13 protein-coding genes, 1 tRNA gene and 2 rRNA genes are annotated in these 14,660 nt (G+C 41.1%); 5 read left to right on the forward strand and 11 right to left on the reverse strand.

What is annotated here, in order from left to right:
* Positions 1 to 9: 9 nt before the first annotated feature.
* The gene (locus tag ACZ1G6_RS11615; RefSeq protein ID WP_472616440.1) at positions 10 to 486 is read right to left on the reverse strand and encodes a DNA polymerase III subunit chi; all 477 of its coding nucleotides are present in this window, start codon (positions 484 to 486) and stop codon (positions 10 to 12) included.
* 1 nt (position 487) lies between these two features.
* Positions 488 to 1,993: a leucyl aminopeptidase gene (gene pepA / locus ACZ1G6_RS11620; RefSeq protein ID WP_472616441.1), complete on the reverse strand. Its 1,506-nt coding sequence runs from the start codon at positions 1,991 to 1,993 to the stop codon at positions 488 to 490.
* A gap of 223 nt (positions 1,994 to 2,216) precedes the next feature.
* Here pepA and lptF point away from each other — a divergent pair, with 223 nt between their 5' ends.
* A complete protein-coding gene (lptF, locus tag ACZ1G6_RS11625) occupies positions 2,217 to 3,326 on the forward strand; it encodes an LPS export ABC transporter permease LptF (protein WP_472616442.1) in 1,110 nt (369 codons plus the stop codon).
* Positions 3,319 to 4,383, forward strand: a complete 1,065-nt coding sequence (lptG, locus tag ACZ1G6_RS11630; RefSeq protein WP_472616443.1) for an LPS export ABC transporter permease LptG — start codon at positions 3,319 to 3,321, stop codon at positions 4,381 to 4,383. The genes lptF and lptG overlap by 8 nt, the downstream gene beginning before the upstream one ends.
* A 9-nt stretch (positions 4,384 to 4,392) precedes the next feature.
* Here lptG and ACZ1G6_RS11635 read toward each other — a convergent pair whose 3' ends face one another.
* Entirely contained in the window at positions 4,393 to 4,896 is a 504-nt protein-coding gene (locus tag ACZ1G6_RS11635) for an RDD family protein (protein WP_472616444.1), read from the reverse strand.
* Positions 4,897 to 5,078: 182 nt separating this feature from the next.
* Between ACZ1G6_RS11635 and ACZ1G6_RS11640 the strand changes: the two genes are divergently transcribed.
* Positions 5,079 to 5,165, forward strand: a tRNA-Leu gene (locus ACZ1G6_RS11640).
* Between the two features lie 44 nt (positions 5,166 to 5,209).
* On the opposite strand, the gene ACZ1G6_RS11645 is transcribed toward ACZ1G6_RS11640, so the two are convergent.
* The 5 genes from ACZ1G6_RS11645 to ACZ1G6_RS11665 all read right to left on the reverse strand — a co-directional run bounded on the left by ACZ1G6_RS11645 (position 5,210) and on the right by ACZ1G6_RS11665 (position 9,101).
* On the reverse strand, positions 5,210 to 5,812 hold the full coding sequence (locus ACZ1G6_RS11645; protein WP_472616445.1) for a GGDEF domain-containing protein: 603 nt from the start codon (positions 5,810 to 5,812) through the stop codon (positions 5,210 to 5,212).
* A gap of 1 nt (position 5,813) precedes the next feature.
* Entirely contained in the window at positions 5,814 to 6,224 is a 411-nt protein-coding gene (locus ACZ1G6_RS11650) for a hypothetical protein (protein WP_472616446.1), read from the reverse strand.
* 87 nt (positions 6,225 to 6,311) lie between these two features.
* The gene (locus ACZ1G6_RS11655; protein WP_472616447.1) at positions 6,312 to 7,322 is read right to left on the reverse strand and encodes an endonuclease/exonuclease/phosphatase family protein; all 1,011 of its coding nucleotides are present in this window, start codon (positions 7,320 to 7,322) and stop codon (positions 6,312 to 6,314) included.
* Positions 7,323 to 7,349: 27 nt separating this feature from the next.
* Positions 7,350 to 8,159, reverse strand: coding sequence for a ferredoxin--NADP reductase (locus ACZ1G6_RS11660; protein ID WP_472616448.1), 810 nt, complete (start codon positions 8,157 to 8,159; stop codon positions 7,350 to 7,352).
* A gap of 99 nt (positions 8,160 to 8,258) precedes the next feature.
* Entirely contained in the window at positions 8,259 to 9,101 is an 843-nt protein-coding gene (locus tag ACZ1G6_RS11665; protein WP_472616449.1) for a DUF2797 domain-containing protein, read from the reverse strand.
* A gap of 184 nt (positions 9,102 to 9,285) precedes the next feature.
* On the opposite strand from ACZ1G6_RS11665, the gene ACZ1G6_RS11670 reads away from it, so the two are divergent.
* Together ACZ1G6_RS11670 and ACZ1G6_RS11675 are read left to right on the forward strand one after the other, a co-directional pair.
* Positions 9,286 to 9,489, forward strand: coding sequence for a hypothetical protein (locus ACZ1G6_RS11670; protein WP_472616450.1), 204 nt, complete (start codon positions 9,286 to 9,288; stop codon positions 9,487 to 9,489).
* Between the two features lie 81 nt (positions 9,490 to 9,570).
* Entirely contained in the window at positions 9,571 to 10,017 is a 447-nt protein-coding gene (locus ACZ1G6_RS11675) for a DUF3010 family protein (protein WP_472616451.1), read from the forward strand.
* Between the two features lie 5 nt (positions 10,018 to 10,022).
* On the opposite strand, the gene ACZ1G6_RS11680 is transcribed toward ACZ1G6_RS11675, so the two are convergent.
* From ACZ1G6_RS11680 to ACZ1G6_RS11690, 3 genes are all read right to left on the reverse strand, one after another.
* A complete protein-coding gene (locus tag ACZ1G6_RS11680; RefSeq protein WP_472616452.1) occupies positions 10,023 to 11,144 on the reverse strand; it encodes a M14 family metallopeptidase in 1,122 nt (373 codons plus the stop codon).
* Between the two features lie 115 nt (positions 11,145 to 11,259).
* Positions 11,260 to 11,375: ribosomal RNA gene (rrf, locus tag ACZ1G6_RS11685) — 5S ribosomal RNA — on the reverse strand.
* Between the two features lie 116 nt (positions 11,376 to 11,491).
* Positions 11,492 to 14,369 (reverse strand): 23S ribosomal RNA (locus tag ACZ1G6_RS11690).
* Positions 14,370 to 14,660: the final 291 nt, after the last annotated feature.

Raw genomic sequence — 14,660 nt, forward strand, 5'->3', positions numbered from 1 at the left:
GGCAATTCTCTATTCTTGTTCTGCATTTTTATAAGTGAGTTGGCAACCAAGTTGTTTATATTGCTTGTATCTGTTTCTCGCAGTTGCTTTAGCGTTTTCTGCCGTTGGAACAAAATCAATTATATTTGCAAACACTTGATGCTGACTAATAAAGTCTTCGGTTAAGTTTATCAATACCGCTTTATTCTTGGGACCTTGTCTTTGTGCAAACAGATTTTCAAACACTGATGACCAAATTATTTCAATTGGTGTACCGTATTCAGGGCCTTCAGAGTAAAGGTTGTGAGGCAAAAAAGCATCAGCAGGCGCTGACCATAAATACTCATCAAGCTCCTCAGCATCTGTTTTGCCAGCACATAGTACCGTTACTTTTCTATTTTGTTGTGCGCATTGTGCGAGCAGCATCGCGACAAGCTCCGTTTGTAGAAGCTTGTCAGATTTTGTTTGTGACTCACTAAGCGCATAGAAGCTAACTAATTGAGCCATACTATTCGTCAGTAAAAATGTTAGCTTTATTCATCAAAAACTGAGTAAGCATCGGGACTGGCCTACCAGTAGCGCCCTTTTTAGCGCCGCTTACCCACGCTGTTCCAGCAATATCAAGATGCGCCCACGTGTATTTTTTAGTAAATCGAGATAAGAAACATGCAGCAGTTATGGTGCCCGCAGGTCTTCCACCAAGGTTAGACATATCAGCAAAAGGACTTTCGATTTGATCTTGATACTCATCCCATAAAGGCAATCTCCAAGCTCTATCACCGCTTTGCTCAGAGGCATTTACTATTTCATGCGCTAAAGGGTTATGTTGTGTTAATACTGCAGTAGCATGTTTACCTAAGGCAATGACACATGCCCCGGTCAATGTCGCTATATCAACCACCAACTCAGGGGCAAATCGCTCTACATAAGTTAAGGCATCACATAATACCAAACGCCCTTCTGCATCGGTATTAAGCACTTCCACAGTTTGACCAGACATCGTAGTCAGTATATCTCCGGGTCGGTAGGCATTAGCATCTGGCATATTCTCACAACCTGCTACTACACCGATAACATTGATAGGTAAATTTAGCTCAGCCACAGTTTGCATGAGGCCCAGCACTGACGATGCCCCGCACATATCATATTTCATTTCATCCATACCATCGCCTGGTTTAAGCGATATACCACCAGAGTCGAAGGTAAGACCTTTACCAACAAACACCAATGGAGCCGACTCCTTCGCGCCACCTTTGTGATGAATAACGCTCATTACTGATTCGTTTACCGAACCTCTACCGACGGCAAGATAAGTGGTCATTCCTAATTCTTCCATCTTTTTTTCACCGATAGTATCGACACTCAAAGAAGGATATTGCGACGCAAGCTCTTTTGCTTGTTCATTCAAATATTTCGGATTGCAAATATTAGGAGGCATGTTGCTAACGTCTTTAGCTAACTTAACGCCTTTACTTATGGCAAGCGCATGTTCAATCGCTCTTTCACCCGAGGGAAGCTCTTTGCGGGTTGGTAAGTTAAACACCATTTTACGTAATGGTCTGCGTGGCTCACCCTTTTTGGTTTTAAGCTGCATAAATGAATATAAAGAATCATTTGCGGCTTCTACCGCTTGGCGGACTTTCCAATAAACATCTCTTCCTTTTACATGCAATTCAGTTAAAAAGCTGACGGCTTCCATTGAGCCGGTTTCATTTAGAATTTGGATACTTTTGGCAACAATCTGTTTGTACTGGCGATCGTTCAATTCTCTCTCTTTTCCGCAGCCAACTAACAAAACTCGTTCACATAAGACATTGGGAACTTGATGTAATAACAACATCTGCCCCGCTTTGCCTTCAAGGTCACCTCTGCGCAATAAATTGCTGATGTAACCATCACTAATTTCATCTAGTTGCTCAGCTACACTGCTTAGCCTCCTGGGCTCAAATACCCCAACAACAATACAAGCACTGCGTTGTTTTTCCGGATTACCACTTTTAACGCCAAATTCCATTGCTTCCTCACTTAAAGTATTTTTCGCTTTTTGCAATTACAGTTTGTGATAAACTATCGCGGTATGTGTATGAGCATCAAATAAGACGGGCGCTTGATACACATCGATTAGACTATCAAAAAGATAAAATGCTTAATTATGGAAAGTTTACTTAAATAACGCTACATTTTCATCATAAAACGTATTTTTAGTAAATATTTAATCAAAAAGAATTCACTGACACATGTTGATATTCCGATATCTAGTACGCGAAACGTTTAAATCTCAGTTAGCGGTGTTTTTCATCCTAATGTCGATCTTTATTACCCTCAGATTTGTGAGAATATTGGGTGATGCGACCGATGGTAATGTACCAGCAGATTTAGTACTGGGTTTTATTGCATTATATAGTCCCGTGCTCGCGTCTCTTATCCTTCCTATTAGTATGTTTTTAGGCATCATGTTAGCGCATGGTCGAATGTATGTAGACAGTGAAATGACTGTATTGCGAGCGTGCGGTGTCAGCGAATGGTACATCACTAGAGTGACATTAATCGTCAGCATGTTTGTTGCTATCATTACGGCAATTGTCACACTTTATCTTGCGCCACTAGCGTTAGAAAAAGAATATCAGTTACAAGAAAATGCGGCTGAAAAATCAGGTCTAGCGTCTGTCATTTCTGGGCGATTCCAACAAACAGGTGATGATAATTCGGTCATTTTTGTGCATGATATTGAAAACGAACAGCTTCAAAAAGTATTTTTAACCAAGCCTGCCTCAGATGACTCCCAAGATTCAATTCACCTTATTTATTCAGCCTCTGGTCGGATCCAACAGGGTGCTTCGGGCGAACAGCAGTTGGTATTAGAAAAAGGAAAACAATATGAAGGGACCACTGTGGCGAATGATTATCAAATTATTCAATTTGATGAATACTCCGTTACGTTAGAACGAGCCAACCCTGAAGGTGCCCGTAGAAAAATGGCAGCCTTACCAACCACTCAACTTTGGACTATGAACGACATAGAAGCAAAAGCCGAATTACAATGGCGCATTGCAATACCACTTTCCTTGCCGTTCTTAGTGTTAATTGCGGTGCCACTTAGCGCTGTTGACCCAAGACAAGGCCGATTTGGAAAAATGTTTCCCGCTCTTATGCTTTACTTAGGCTACTTTCTATTGCTACTAGCCAGTAGACGTATTATGGAGGACGGCCAGTTGCCTAGTTTTATTGGCCTATGGTGGGTACATTTAATTATGCTACTAGTTGGGACAGGCTTGATTGCAAAAGACCGAAAAACAGGCGTAATTTTTAGACAATTAATATCTAAAAAGGATACGTCTCATGTTTAAGATATTAGATCTCTACATCGCTAGAACTTTGCTAAGTACCATTGCAATGACATTGTCTGTATTAATTGGGCTAAGCGCACTGATCAAATTTGTCGATCAACTTAGGCGTATTGGACAAGGCGATTACGATATGATTCTAGCCGCTTTTTTCGTTCTATTAAGTTTACCTAGAGAAATAGAGCTCTTTTTGCCTATGGCAACATTACTCGGTGGTCTGATTGGTATGGGTTTACTCGCGCAAAGCAGTGAGCTTGTGGTGATGCAAGCAGCCGGCTTATCAAGGGCCAAGATAACCTTAAGTGCCATGAAGTCGGTCGTCATTGTTATCATCGCTGTCATGGCAATAGGTGAATTTGTTACACCACAAAGTGAATCAAAAGCTAAACAGATTAGAACGCAAGCTCTTTCTGGCGGAAGCGTTTTGGCCTCAGGCTCACTTACATGGGCCAAAGACGGCAATGATTTTGTGAGTATTAGACAAGTTCTCGATGAAGTGACTCTTCAAGATATTCATATTTACCAATTTGATGACGAACTTAATCTGACACAAGTAATCAGTGCCAAAACAGCCAGTTTTGAGGAGCAGTATTGGCAGCTTAGCGAAGTTAAATTGGTATTGATCAATGACCAACTTATTAGAAATAGTCAATTTGATTCGTTTCAGTGGAACAGTTCTATCACTCCTGACAAGTTAGGCATTGTCGCAATCAAACCAGAAGCTTTGTCTATTCGAGGTTTACAGGACTACGTCAGCTATTTGCAGAATAACCAACAGGACTCATCTAGATATGAATTGGCATTGTGGCGAAAAATAATGCAGCCAGTATCAGTTGCGGTAATGCTTTTGTTGGCCATGTCTTTTATTTTTGGCCCTTTACGTTCAGTAACAATGGGTGCAAGAACCATCATGGGGGTCCTTGCTGGTTTTGGATTCTTTTTTAGTAACGAGATGTTTGGTAATGTTTCACTTGTTGTTTCTCAAATTCCACCATTTGCTGGCGCACTCTTACCAAGCATGGTTTTTGCCGGCGTTGCCGTCTATTTGCTGAGAAGATAAACGCCAAAATTACCAATTTGTGTGATGGTTGTCCTCTTTTGACAACACTAACATTTGAATACCAGATACTCGATCTTGCAACGCTAACTTAGATTTAACATCAATCAATGTCAACAAGGTCCCTAACCCAACAAAAGAGGATATAAGTCTAAGGCCTAAGCGAGCATAGGTCATCGGCTTTGTATCGCTTTCATGAAGCTTAAATAGCCTCAAGCGCCAAGCGCGCATACCGAGAGTCTGTCCTCCTTTTTTCCAAAACCACAAAAAGAAAGCGGCAATCCAAATAGATACCCAAATCTGGATAACGAGCTGATAAACGAATGAGTTTTGAATCAAATCACTAACATGCTCAAAGTTACCTTTCGATAAAATGCCGTTTTCCAACATTGCAGTTAAGATGGCTGTTATCACTAGTGCGGATAACAGACCAATTGCTACCGCAATCAACCCATCATAGACCATTGCGGCAAGACGTCGAAAAAATCCAGCTCTTTTAAGTTGCTCTACAGTCATGCTTTGTTCACTAAACAATCAATTTAATAATATTTTATCACTCTTATGCAGTTTAACGATCTATTTATCGGTTTAATTACTAATTTCCACGTAAAAGCCGTAAATAAGACTTGATACCCAAGGGTAAGTCGCTATAATTCTGATTCCTCAAAGCGAGGAAGTTTAACGACATTCCCCACGATGCCAGAGTGGCGAAATTGGTAGACGCAGCGGATTCAAAATCCGCCGGTAGTAATACTGTGCCGGTTCAAGTCCGGCCTCTGGTACCACTTATTTTGATTTTCTTAAACGAAGAAAAACATCAATCCAGTTCCTACGTCAGCTCAGTATAGCTTGGGGCAGAATGCGCTGTGCATACTCTATCTTTACCTTCTCGTTTCGCTTGATACATTGCTTCATCAGCCCTTTGAAACCATGAATCTAGAGAGTCTGCTTCTTGGAGTTCTGCAACACCGATAGAGACAGTATAAGAAGGTAAGTCAGGGTTATAGGCTTGCTTAATCGACACTCTAATCAAAGCAGCTAGATCAGTCGCTTCTCGCAGTTTCATTTTTGGACACAATATTATGAACTCTTCGCCCCCCATTCTGTAGGCAGACGTTTCATTTATGAGTCGCTTACTCATTATTTGACTTAAATGAGTCAACACTTTATCGCCAATATGATGCCCAAAGCTATCATTAAGCACCTTAAAATCATCAATATCTATGACGATTAAACTTGAAGTTTGTGATTGTGCTCGACGTTTTTGAAGACAAAACCGTGCATCTTTTTCATACTGCCGACGATTCCCTAAATTCGTCAAATGATCACTCAATGCTAAGCTACTTAATGACGCGTTTTCATTAAAAAACTCTGCAACGAAGGCGCTTATGAAAGCGGCTGTACCAAAAAGCGCAAGATAAATCGTCATCATCTCAAGCGGTTCTCACGCTAGCATAGACCGTTGGCGCTATAACAATAGACATACAAAATAGAAATAAAAATGCGTGTATTTGTCTGACTAGAAAGAACGCTGTTAAGGTGGCAGGGTATATCCAATAGATTTGTTCAAATCCACCTAAAGTAATAGTTGCGGACGCGCCTGCTATTACAATAAAACACATGTATAGTTTTAAAAACCTTAAGTGCTTTTCGTGAATCGCGCCATAAAATATGAAGGCTGCACTTACTAATACAAACGAATCAAATGCAACCATTACCCAGTCTAAGTGCCATAACCTGACCAATGTTGGCGGAACAATAAAGATAAAAAGCAATCCACTAAGCGCAATTAAAATTCGCTCAGAAATATTTTTATATTTGTATTGGCTCAACAAGCTGAGCATTTTAGCCTCGATAATTCACTACTATAACTAGTAGTATATCGCCAGAAAATCTAGAACTATTAACAATAAAATCTGGTTTTTGACGTATTATTTATCTTTTCTTAAAACACTAATAACGAGGGGTAAGTGGTCAGCTAATTCATCTTGTCTGTCTGGGCCAAAATAATATTTGCTTGTTAAAGACCCTTTGACAATTTCTGGCAACATATTCCCATTACTGACAATGTAGTCAAGTCGCCTAGTTGGGTTTGATGCCGGATGAGTATGCTGATCATCAGTAAGCAAGTCATAGAAACGATTGCCTTGGTTGTCACCATCTAAAATAGCAAGATGTTCTTGACTATTCACCAGTGAATTAAAGTCGCCAAGCAGCATTATATTTCTGCTTGGGGATTCAAACAAAAAACGTTCAAACTGAGCTTTCAAAAAATTTATCTGTCCTAACCTCATAGCAATATCACGTTGGCTTCGGCCCGCTTTGAGATGGACAGCACTCAACAAAAATGAATAGTCTTGAGACGGAAACACGTCAATCGCCCACATTCTGGTATTTAGCCGGCTTTGGGTTTGAGGACTTCCGTTTTCATCCAACCAATCTTGCACTGGGGTTGTCGCATTGCCGTAACTATACATTACGCCTAGCGGCACTTTGCTCATGATGACAACATTCATATACCACGTATGGGATGGCGCATCGGCAAAAAATTGGTAGCCTAGTTCCGCAAGGTCATTTTGGGCTATTTCACGTAAAAGCTTTGCACTTTCGAATTCTTGTAGAACAACAATATCTGCATTTTCTTCTTTTAATGCCTCGACAAGGTCGGCTCGCTTAGTCCCCATATGATTTTGAGGGTTATCTTCACGCCTATTGTTGATATAAGGGTCATCATGGTCGTCTACAAAATGCTCAACATTCCAAGAAATTATTTTAAAACTCGGATTATTAGGATATTGATAGCCAATAGGGGTGACAATCCCCTGTCGATATGGTGGCGAAGTGTTTAGCAATTCCTCTTGATTTATAGATTCAGGCAATGATTCAGGCAACAGAGCGCAACTCGCTACAAGCATAATTAACAAAAGCACAATGGATTTCATGTTATTTCCTACGATTAAGGTGAATCATTATTTTTCGATGAATGCTTGCTCTATAACATAATCGCCTTGCACTCTAGAGGTCGCTTTACTAAAACCTAACTCATCAAGTATTTGCATAGTTTCTTGTAGCATTTCATTATTTCCACATAGCATAAATCTATCATTATCTTTTGAAAACGCTGGCATGTTGAGTTTTTCAATAAGTTCGTTTGATTTAATCATATCGGTAATACGATGATTGTGTTCAGACAGCGCGCCGGAGTCATTGATACTGTTATATAAAAATTTTTCTCTGGTAACACTAGGGAAGTAGAGAAGCTTTTGTTTTACATCTTCTCCAAAATAGGGATTTTCTTGCAAGTCACTCTCAATAAAGTGCTTATAAGCTAATTCTGATACTTCTCTAACACAATGCACTAATATTACTTTTTCGTATTGTTCGTAAACAAAAGGATCTCTAATGATACTCATAAAGGGAGCTAGGCCCGTGCCGGTTGACAGTAAATACAAATGTTTACCAGGAGTCAAGTAACCTGGTACCAGCGTACCGGTAGGACGTGTTGTTAATGTCAATGAATCGCCCTTTTGTATTTTTTGTAGGCGAGAAGTCAGTGCACCATCGGCAACTTTAATACTGAAAAACTCTAGTTCTTTTTCATAGTTAGGACTGGCAATGCTATAAGCTCTGAGCAAGGGTTTGTCATCAACAAGCAGGCCAATCATAACAAACTGCCCATTTTCGAAAGTAAAACCATCCTTTCTAGTCGTTTTAAAACTAAAAAGTGTTTCGTTCCAATGTTTGACTTCGGTGACTGTTTCAGTGATTGTATTTCGCATAAAGCTAATGTCTACCTTTGAATATGAAAATCGCTTATTTATCGTGTAAAGACACGTTTAACATGCTGATAGATACTTATAAACCTTTGCAAAAGATCGTTAACTTAAACGCTCTAAACTTAAGTCATATGCGGTATATTTTCGCATGTTAATCACCCTATCTTGATCCAACAAAAGGTATTGACCTTTTATGCCAAGCAACGTACCACTAAAAATAGTTTCTTTATCTAAGTTGATTGACTTTATTTTTATTGGATATTGATTCACCGGATAGTTTATTTTGACAGGTTTAGCATTTACTAATGAAATTGCTTGTAAACCATATTCTGACTGAAGCCTCTCTACCGTATCTTGACTAAAATCATAAACCTGCTCGCGCAAGCCTTCCAGATCAAGGATATCTGGCTCTCCTTTTAACATTGTTCGCCAATTGGTTTTGTCTCCTATGTGTTTAGCTATCTCAATTTCTAGCAACCCACTTAGTAGTCTTTCGTTAACTCGAAAAATTGGAATAGCCTGTGTGGCCCCTTGATCAATCCACCGAGAAGAAATTCCCTTTGACACAAATCTAGTTATCCCTACTTTGATTTGCCCAGTATTAGACAAGTATACAAAATGGTCCTTAAGACAATTCGCTTCACCCCAACTAGGCTCTCTGCATGTTCCTTTGTTATAGTGACACAGTTCAGGCTTTATAATACAAGTATCGCATTGAGCAAGCTGTCTAAGACAAACAAAACAATAACCTTGATTGAAACTTTTTTTGGTGGGCCTATTGCAGTGCTTACAGGTAATTTTGCCATTAAAAGTCATTTGAATATCATGGCCAATTAATGCATTCATATCTACCTGGTTTTCACCGATAGGCAAGGTGTAATTCACAATATTGTGCTCATGATTTACATGCATTTTTGCAATATTACCTGACCATTGATTTTCCATTTCCATCACTCCAATTAGTTAAGGTTTCTTAATCGTAAACTATAGTATCGATAGTGTAACAGTAATGCGCTAGATATATTCATGAAAGCTTTTACGAGGATTATGAATTCATCATCAATTTTTCATTGATTGTTCGTCAAAACACTCTGTAATACACTCTTGAAGTGTGGTAAGTGGAGTAAATATGAAGTTTGTAGATAGTAAATTAAAAGAAATAAAAAAAGATACGGCTGAATTGGCACTTAGTTGCAAATCACTAGGTGACGAAAAAACACATCAAATGCTCTTAGAGGTAATAGAATTATTAGAAATAACCCATGATTCATTTCTAGGGAAGGCTTTACGCAACATCAACAACACCTCAATTGGTGATAGTAAAAAACACTAAATTAATGCTATCAATTACTAAAGTAATCTATATGATCATACATAGATACGCAAAAGTGTGATTTTAAAACGGTAGATGAAAATGAGAATATGTGGTGTTGAAATTAAAGGTGTAGAAGCAATCATTTCACTTCTAGACTATAAAGAAGGGATATTTACTATTCCAGAATGCCGTGCAAGAAAGGTAGAGTTTAGTAAGCGAAACAGGACTACTGATATACAGTATTTCCACCGTAGTTTTGCAAAATTAATTGAAGACTATAAAATCGACCAAGTCGTGATAAAAGAAAGACCGCTAAAAGGAAAATTTGCAGGGGGCGGTTTAGGCTTTAAAATGGAAGCGGCAATTCAATTGATAAATGAAGCCGAAGTAAAGACGATTTCTTCATCTGTATTAAAAGAGTCTTTGAAAAGAAATCCGATTTCTGTTTATTTTGAAGATACAGGTCTAAAGCTTTTCCAAAAACCTGCATTTGAGCTCGCATATGCAGAGCATATGAATATCGTATACCCTCCACAAGTTGAATAAATACTTTACTTAATTTCAAAGTAATTAGTGAGGCACTTGTATAATTGAGTGCCGCTAAGCACTGAAGCCGATGGAAAGTGTAAGATTGGAATAAGATCACATGGCGCTTTAATATAATTCACGGCATTATCGTTTTCTAACTCATCAATATTGAGTATTTTTGCAAGTACATCTCCCTTTGCTAACTTTGTATCAGGTTTTCCAATATACTCTACCATTCCTCCTGTACTCGTAAACAGGGTTTTATAGTCTTTTAAATACGTACCATAACGGCGCATTGAAGCGGGCTTGTGACTTTGATTAGCAATCGCATTTTTCTTTGCTAAAAATGCTAAAATCATTTTTGCATCTTCATTGCCTTCATTAAAATCTATTACTTCTTGGCTGCCCATCTCTAAGGTATAAGCTTCAATATTATTACTCAACCCTCGATCGAATTTATGACGCAAGTGTGTATCGAGATCCCACCACGGACAAAAACACGCTTCATCTAACGCACCTGCAAATTTGTTCGGAATAAAAATATTATGTGGCATTGATAAATGATTTGCAGATGACATGCAGTATTCAGGAATATAGGCGTGTCTTGTTGATACAGGCCCATTGTGCAAATCCAAAACTATATCAGCTTGTGATGCGATAGATTGTAAGGTTAAATTAAGTTGTTGAGCTAAGCCAAGGCCCCATGGTTCCATTAGTTTATTTTTAATTCTAGTAGCAATAAATTCTTTAAAAGAAAGTTTGACCTTTGCTTCTACAAAATCCTCTGATAATCCTTCCACAAATTCTTTTGCATCTTCAGGACCATAATAATAGCCGCGATTCCAATTTGTACCATTTACAGGGTCAAAGCGACCTAGTGTGTATTCTCCGGCCTTAATGTTCGTCCCAACTGGATTACAGTTTGGTATTAATATTATTTGGCCTAATATTGGGGTCGTTTTTAATAAGTTTATAAGGTGATAAATCACCACATTTCCTTGTACCTCTGCTCCGTGTATTGAGCTTTGAATATATACAGTAGGACCTGTTAAACCGCACGACAAGGTATATATTGGCACGTTGAGGTTACGGCCCGATGCATTTTGAGCAACACTGATATGTGTTTTAGTAATCTGAGTTTTCATGAGCAACCCTACTTTTCAATAATTATCTACATTATACATTGCAAAGGGTATTTAGATGTTTTTATCTGCCAAAAACCAAAAAACCCGCAGCGAGTGCTACGGGTTAGTATGGGAAGTCTGGCGATGTGCTACTCTCGCATGGGGAATCCCCACACTACCATCGCCGCTAATACGTTTCACTACTGAGTTCGAGATGGGATCAGGTGGGACCGTATCGCTATTGTCGCCAGACAAAAAGGTCAATTCAAAAAAGCTAATAAACATTCAATATTCAACCAGAGTCGCTACTCTTTCTCACGCATTAGTCTACTTGTCACACACCACACACTAAATGCATTAGGTGTTGTATGGTTAAGCCTTACGGGCAATTAGTACAGGTTAGCTTAACGCCTTACAACGCTTCCACACCCTGCCTATCAACGTCGTCGTCTCCAACAACCCTTCAAAGAGATTAAATCTCTAGGGATGACTCATCTTTGGGCCGGCTTCCCGCTTAGATGCTTTCAGCGGTTATCCGTTCCGAACGTAGCTACCGGGCAATGCCTTTGGCAAAACAACCCGAACACCAGCGGTTCGTCCACTCCGGTCCTCTCGTACTAGGAGCAGCTCCCATCAATCATCCAACGCCCACACCAGATAGGGACCGAACTGTCTCACGACGTTCTAAACCCAGCTCGCGTACCACTTTAAATGGCGAACAGCCATACCCTTGGGACCGACTTCAGCCCCAGGATGTGATGAGCCGACATCGAGGTGCCAAACACCGCCGTCGATATGAACTCTTGGGCGGTATCAGCCTGTTATCCCCGGAGTACCTTTTATCCGTTGAGCGATGGCCCTTCCATACAGAACCACCGGATCACTATGACCTACTTTCGTACCTGCTCGACGTGTCTGTCTCGCAGTTAAGCTGGCTTATGCCATTGCACTAACCTCCTGATGTCCGACCAGGATTAGCCAACCTTCGTGCTCCTCCGTTACACTTTGGGAGGAGACCGCCCCAGTCAAACTACCCACCAGACACTGTCCACAATCCCGATAAGGGACCAATGTTAGAACATCAAACATACAAGGGTGGTATTTCAAGGGCAGCTCCACACCATCTAGCGACGATGCTTCATAGCCTCCCACCTATCCTACACATGTAGGGTCAATGTTCAGTGCCAAGCTGTAGTAAAGGTTCACGGGGTCTTTCCGTCTAGGTGCGGGTACACTGCATCTTCACAGCAATTTCAATTTCACTGAGTCTCGGGTGGAGACAGCGTGGCCATGGTTACACCATTCGTGCAGGTCGGAACTTACCCGACAAGGAATTTCGCTACCTTAGGACCGTTATAGTTACGGCCGCCGTTTACCGGGGCTTCGATCAAGAGCTTCGCTTACGCTAACCCCATCAATTAACCTTCCGGCACCGGGCAGGTGTCACACCGTATACGTCATCTTTCGATTTAGCACAGTGCTGTGTTTTTAATAAACAGTCCCAGCCACCTGGTCACTGCGACCCCCAGCCGCTTATGGAGCAAGTCCAATCACAGACAGGGGCGTACCTTCTCCCGAAGTTACGGTACAATTTTGCCGAGTTCCTTCACCCGAGTTCTCTCAAGCGCCTTAGTATTCTCTACCTGACCACCTGTGTTGGTTTGGGGTACGGTTCATATAGCAATACGCTTAGAAGATTTTCCTGGAAGCCGGGCATCAACTGCTTCACTCCCGTAGGAGCTCGTCTCGTGTCTCAGGTTTAATGTTCGACCGGATTTACCTAATCAAACGCCCTACGCACTTTCACATGGACTACCAACGCCATGCCAGCCTAGCCTTCTCCGTCTCTCCATCACTCACTATATAAGTACAGAAATATTAATCTGTTTCCCATCGACTACGCGTTTCCGCCTCGCCTTAGGGGCCGACTTACCCTGCCCTGATTAGCATGGGACAGGAAACCTTGGTCTTCCGGCGTGGGGGTTTTTCACCCCCATTATCGTTACTCATGTCAGCATTCGCACTTGTGATATGTCCAGCAAACCTCTCAGTTCACCTTCATCCACTTACACAACGCTCCCCTACCCATTATCCTAAGATAATGCCGCAGCTTCGGTATATTGCTTAGCCCCGTTACATCTTCCGCGCAGGCCGACTCGACTAGTGAGCTATTACGCTTTCTTTAAAGGATGGCTGCTTCTAAGCCAACCTCCTAGCTGTCTTAGCCTTCCCACATCGTTTCCCACTTAGCAATATTTTGGGACCTTAGCTGGCGGTCTGGGTTGTTTCCCTCTCCACGACGGACGTTAGCACCCGCCGTGTGTCTCCCGGATAGCACTCATCGGTATTCGGAGTTTGCAAAGGGTTGGTAAGTCGGGATGACCCCCTAGCCTTAACAGTGCTCTACCCCCAATGGTGTTCGTCCGAGGCTCTACCTAAATAGATTTCGGGGAGAACCAGCTATCTCCCGGTTTGATTGGCCTTTCACCCCCAGCCACAAGTCATCCGCTAACTTTTCAACGTTAGTCGGTTCGGTCCTCCAGTTGATGTTACTCAACCTTCAACCTGCCCATGGCTAGATCACCGGGTTTCGGGTCTATACCTAGCAACTAAACGCGCAGTTAACACTCGCTTTCGCTACGGCTCCCCTAATCGGTTAACCTTGCTACTAAATATAAGTCGCTGACCCATTATACAAAAGGTACGCAGTCACAGAACAAGTCTGCTCCCACTGCTTGTACGTATACGGTTTCAGGTTCTATTTCACTCCCCTCACAGGGGTTCTTTTCGCCTTTCCCTCACGGTACTGGTTCACTATCGGTCAGTTAGGAGTATTTAGCCTTGGAGGATGGTCCCCCCATCTTCAGTCAAGATAACACGTGTCCCGACCTACTTAATATGACCAACATGACACTTCGTGTACGGGACTATCACCCTGTATCGTTGAGCTTCCCAACTCATTCCACTACATCATGCTGATTCGGCTGTTTCCCGTTCGCTCGCCGCTACTAGGGAAATCTCAATTGATTTCTCTTCCTACAGGTACTTAGATGTTTCAGTTCCCTGCGTTTGCTTCTATACCCTATGTATTCAGATATAGATAACCCCTAAGGGCTGGGTTCCCCCATTCGGACATCGTTGGGTATAACGCGTTTTGTCAGCTTCCCAACGCTTTTCGCAGACTTACACGTCCTTCATCGCCTCTAACTGCCTAGGCATCCACCGTATACGCTTAGTCACTTAACCATACAACCCTAATACATCTAACACCTAGCCTTTTGAATTCTAAGCGCGTTTGATTGTATGCATGACAAGTTTTGCTAATCGATGTCATTACTTCGGTGGAAATAATGACATTACATTTGTCAGATAGAGTAGCGTCTTGAAAAAACCGTTTGTATTTTCATACATTCAATTTAATCAGTTACTCTTTCGTTAAATATTGATTACTTTTTATCAGCTTTTCCAAATTGTTAAAGAGCTTATCGCAATTGCGATAGTAGAGTTTAAAAAACCCTAATAGCTATTACTTTATTA

The organism is Glaciecola sp. HA4-3 (genome assembly GCF_055693685.1).

Coding starts and splice junctions, on each gene's coding strand:
- ACZ1G6_RS11645 (WP_472616445.1), bottom strand. CDS start 5,812: ATGATGACGATTTATCTTGCGCTTTTTGGTACAGCCGCTTTCATAAGC.
- lptF (WP_472616442.1), top strand. CDS start 2,217: ATGTTGATATTCCGATATCTAGTACGCGAAACGTTTAAATCTCAGTTA.
- ACZ1G6_RS11650 (WP_472616446.1), bottom strand. CDS start 6,224: ATGCTCAGCTTGTTGAGCCAATACAAATATAAAAATATTTCTGAGCGA.
- ACZ1G6_RS11615 (WP_472616440.1), bottom strand. CDS start 486: ATGGCTCAATTAGTTAGCTTCTATGCGCTTAGTGAGTCACAAACAAAA.
- lptG (WP_472616443.1), top strand. CDS start 3,319: ATGTTTAAGATATTAGATCTCTACATCGCTAGAACTTTGCTAAGTACC.
- ACZ1G6_RS11670 (WP_472616450.1), top strand. CDS start 9,286: ATGAAGTTTGTAGATAGTAAATTAAAAGAAATAAAAAAAGATACGGCT.
- ACZ1G6_RS11665 (WP_472616449.1), bottom strand. CDS start 9,101: ATGGAAAATCAATGGTCAGGTAATATTGCAAAAATGCATGTAAATCAT.
- ACZ1G6_RS11655 (WP_472616447.1), bottom strand. CDS start 7,322: ATGAAATCCATTGTGCTTTTGTTAATTATGCTTGTAGCGAGTTGCGCT.
- ACZ1G6_RS11660 (WP_472616448.1), bottom strand. CDS start 8,159: ATGCGAAATACAATCACTGAAACAGTCACCGAAGTCAAACATTGGAAC.
- ACZ1G6_RS11680 (WP_472616452.1), bottom strand. CDS start 11,144: ATGAAAACTCAGATTACTAAAACACATATCAGTGTTGCTCAAAATGCA.
- pepA (WP_472616441.1), bottom strand. CDS start 1,993: ATGGAATTTGGCGTTAAAAGTGGTAATCCGGAAAAACAACGCAGTGCT.
- ACZ1G6_RS11675 (WP_472616451.1), top strand. CDS start 9,571: ATGAGAATATGTGGTGTTGAAATTAAAGGTGTAGAAGCAATCATTTCA.
- ACZ1G6_RS11635 (WP_472616444.1), bottom strand. CDS start 4,896: ATGACTGTAGAGCAACTTAAAAGAGCTGGATTTTTTCGACGTCTTGCC.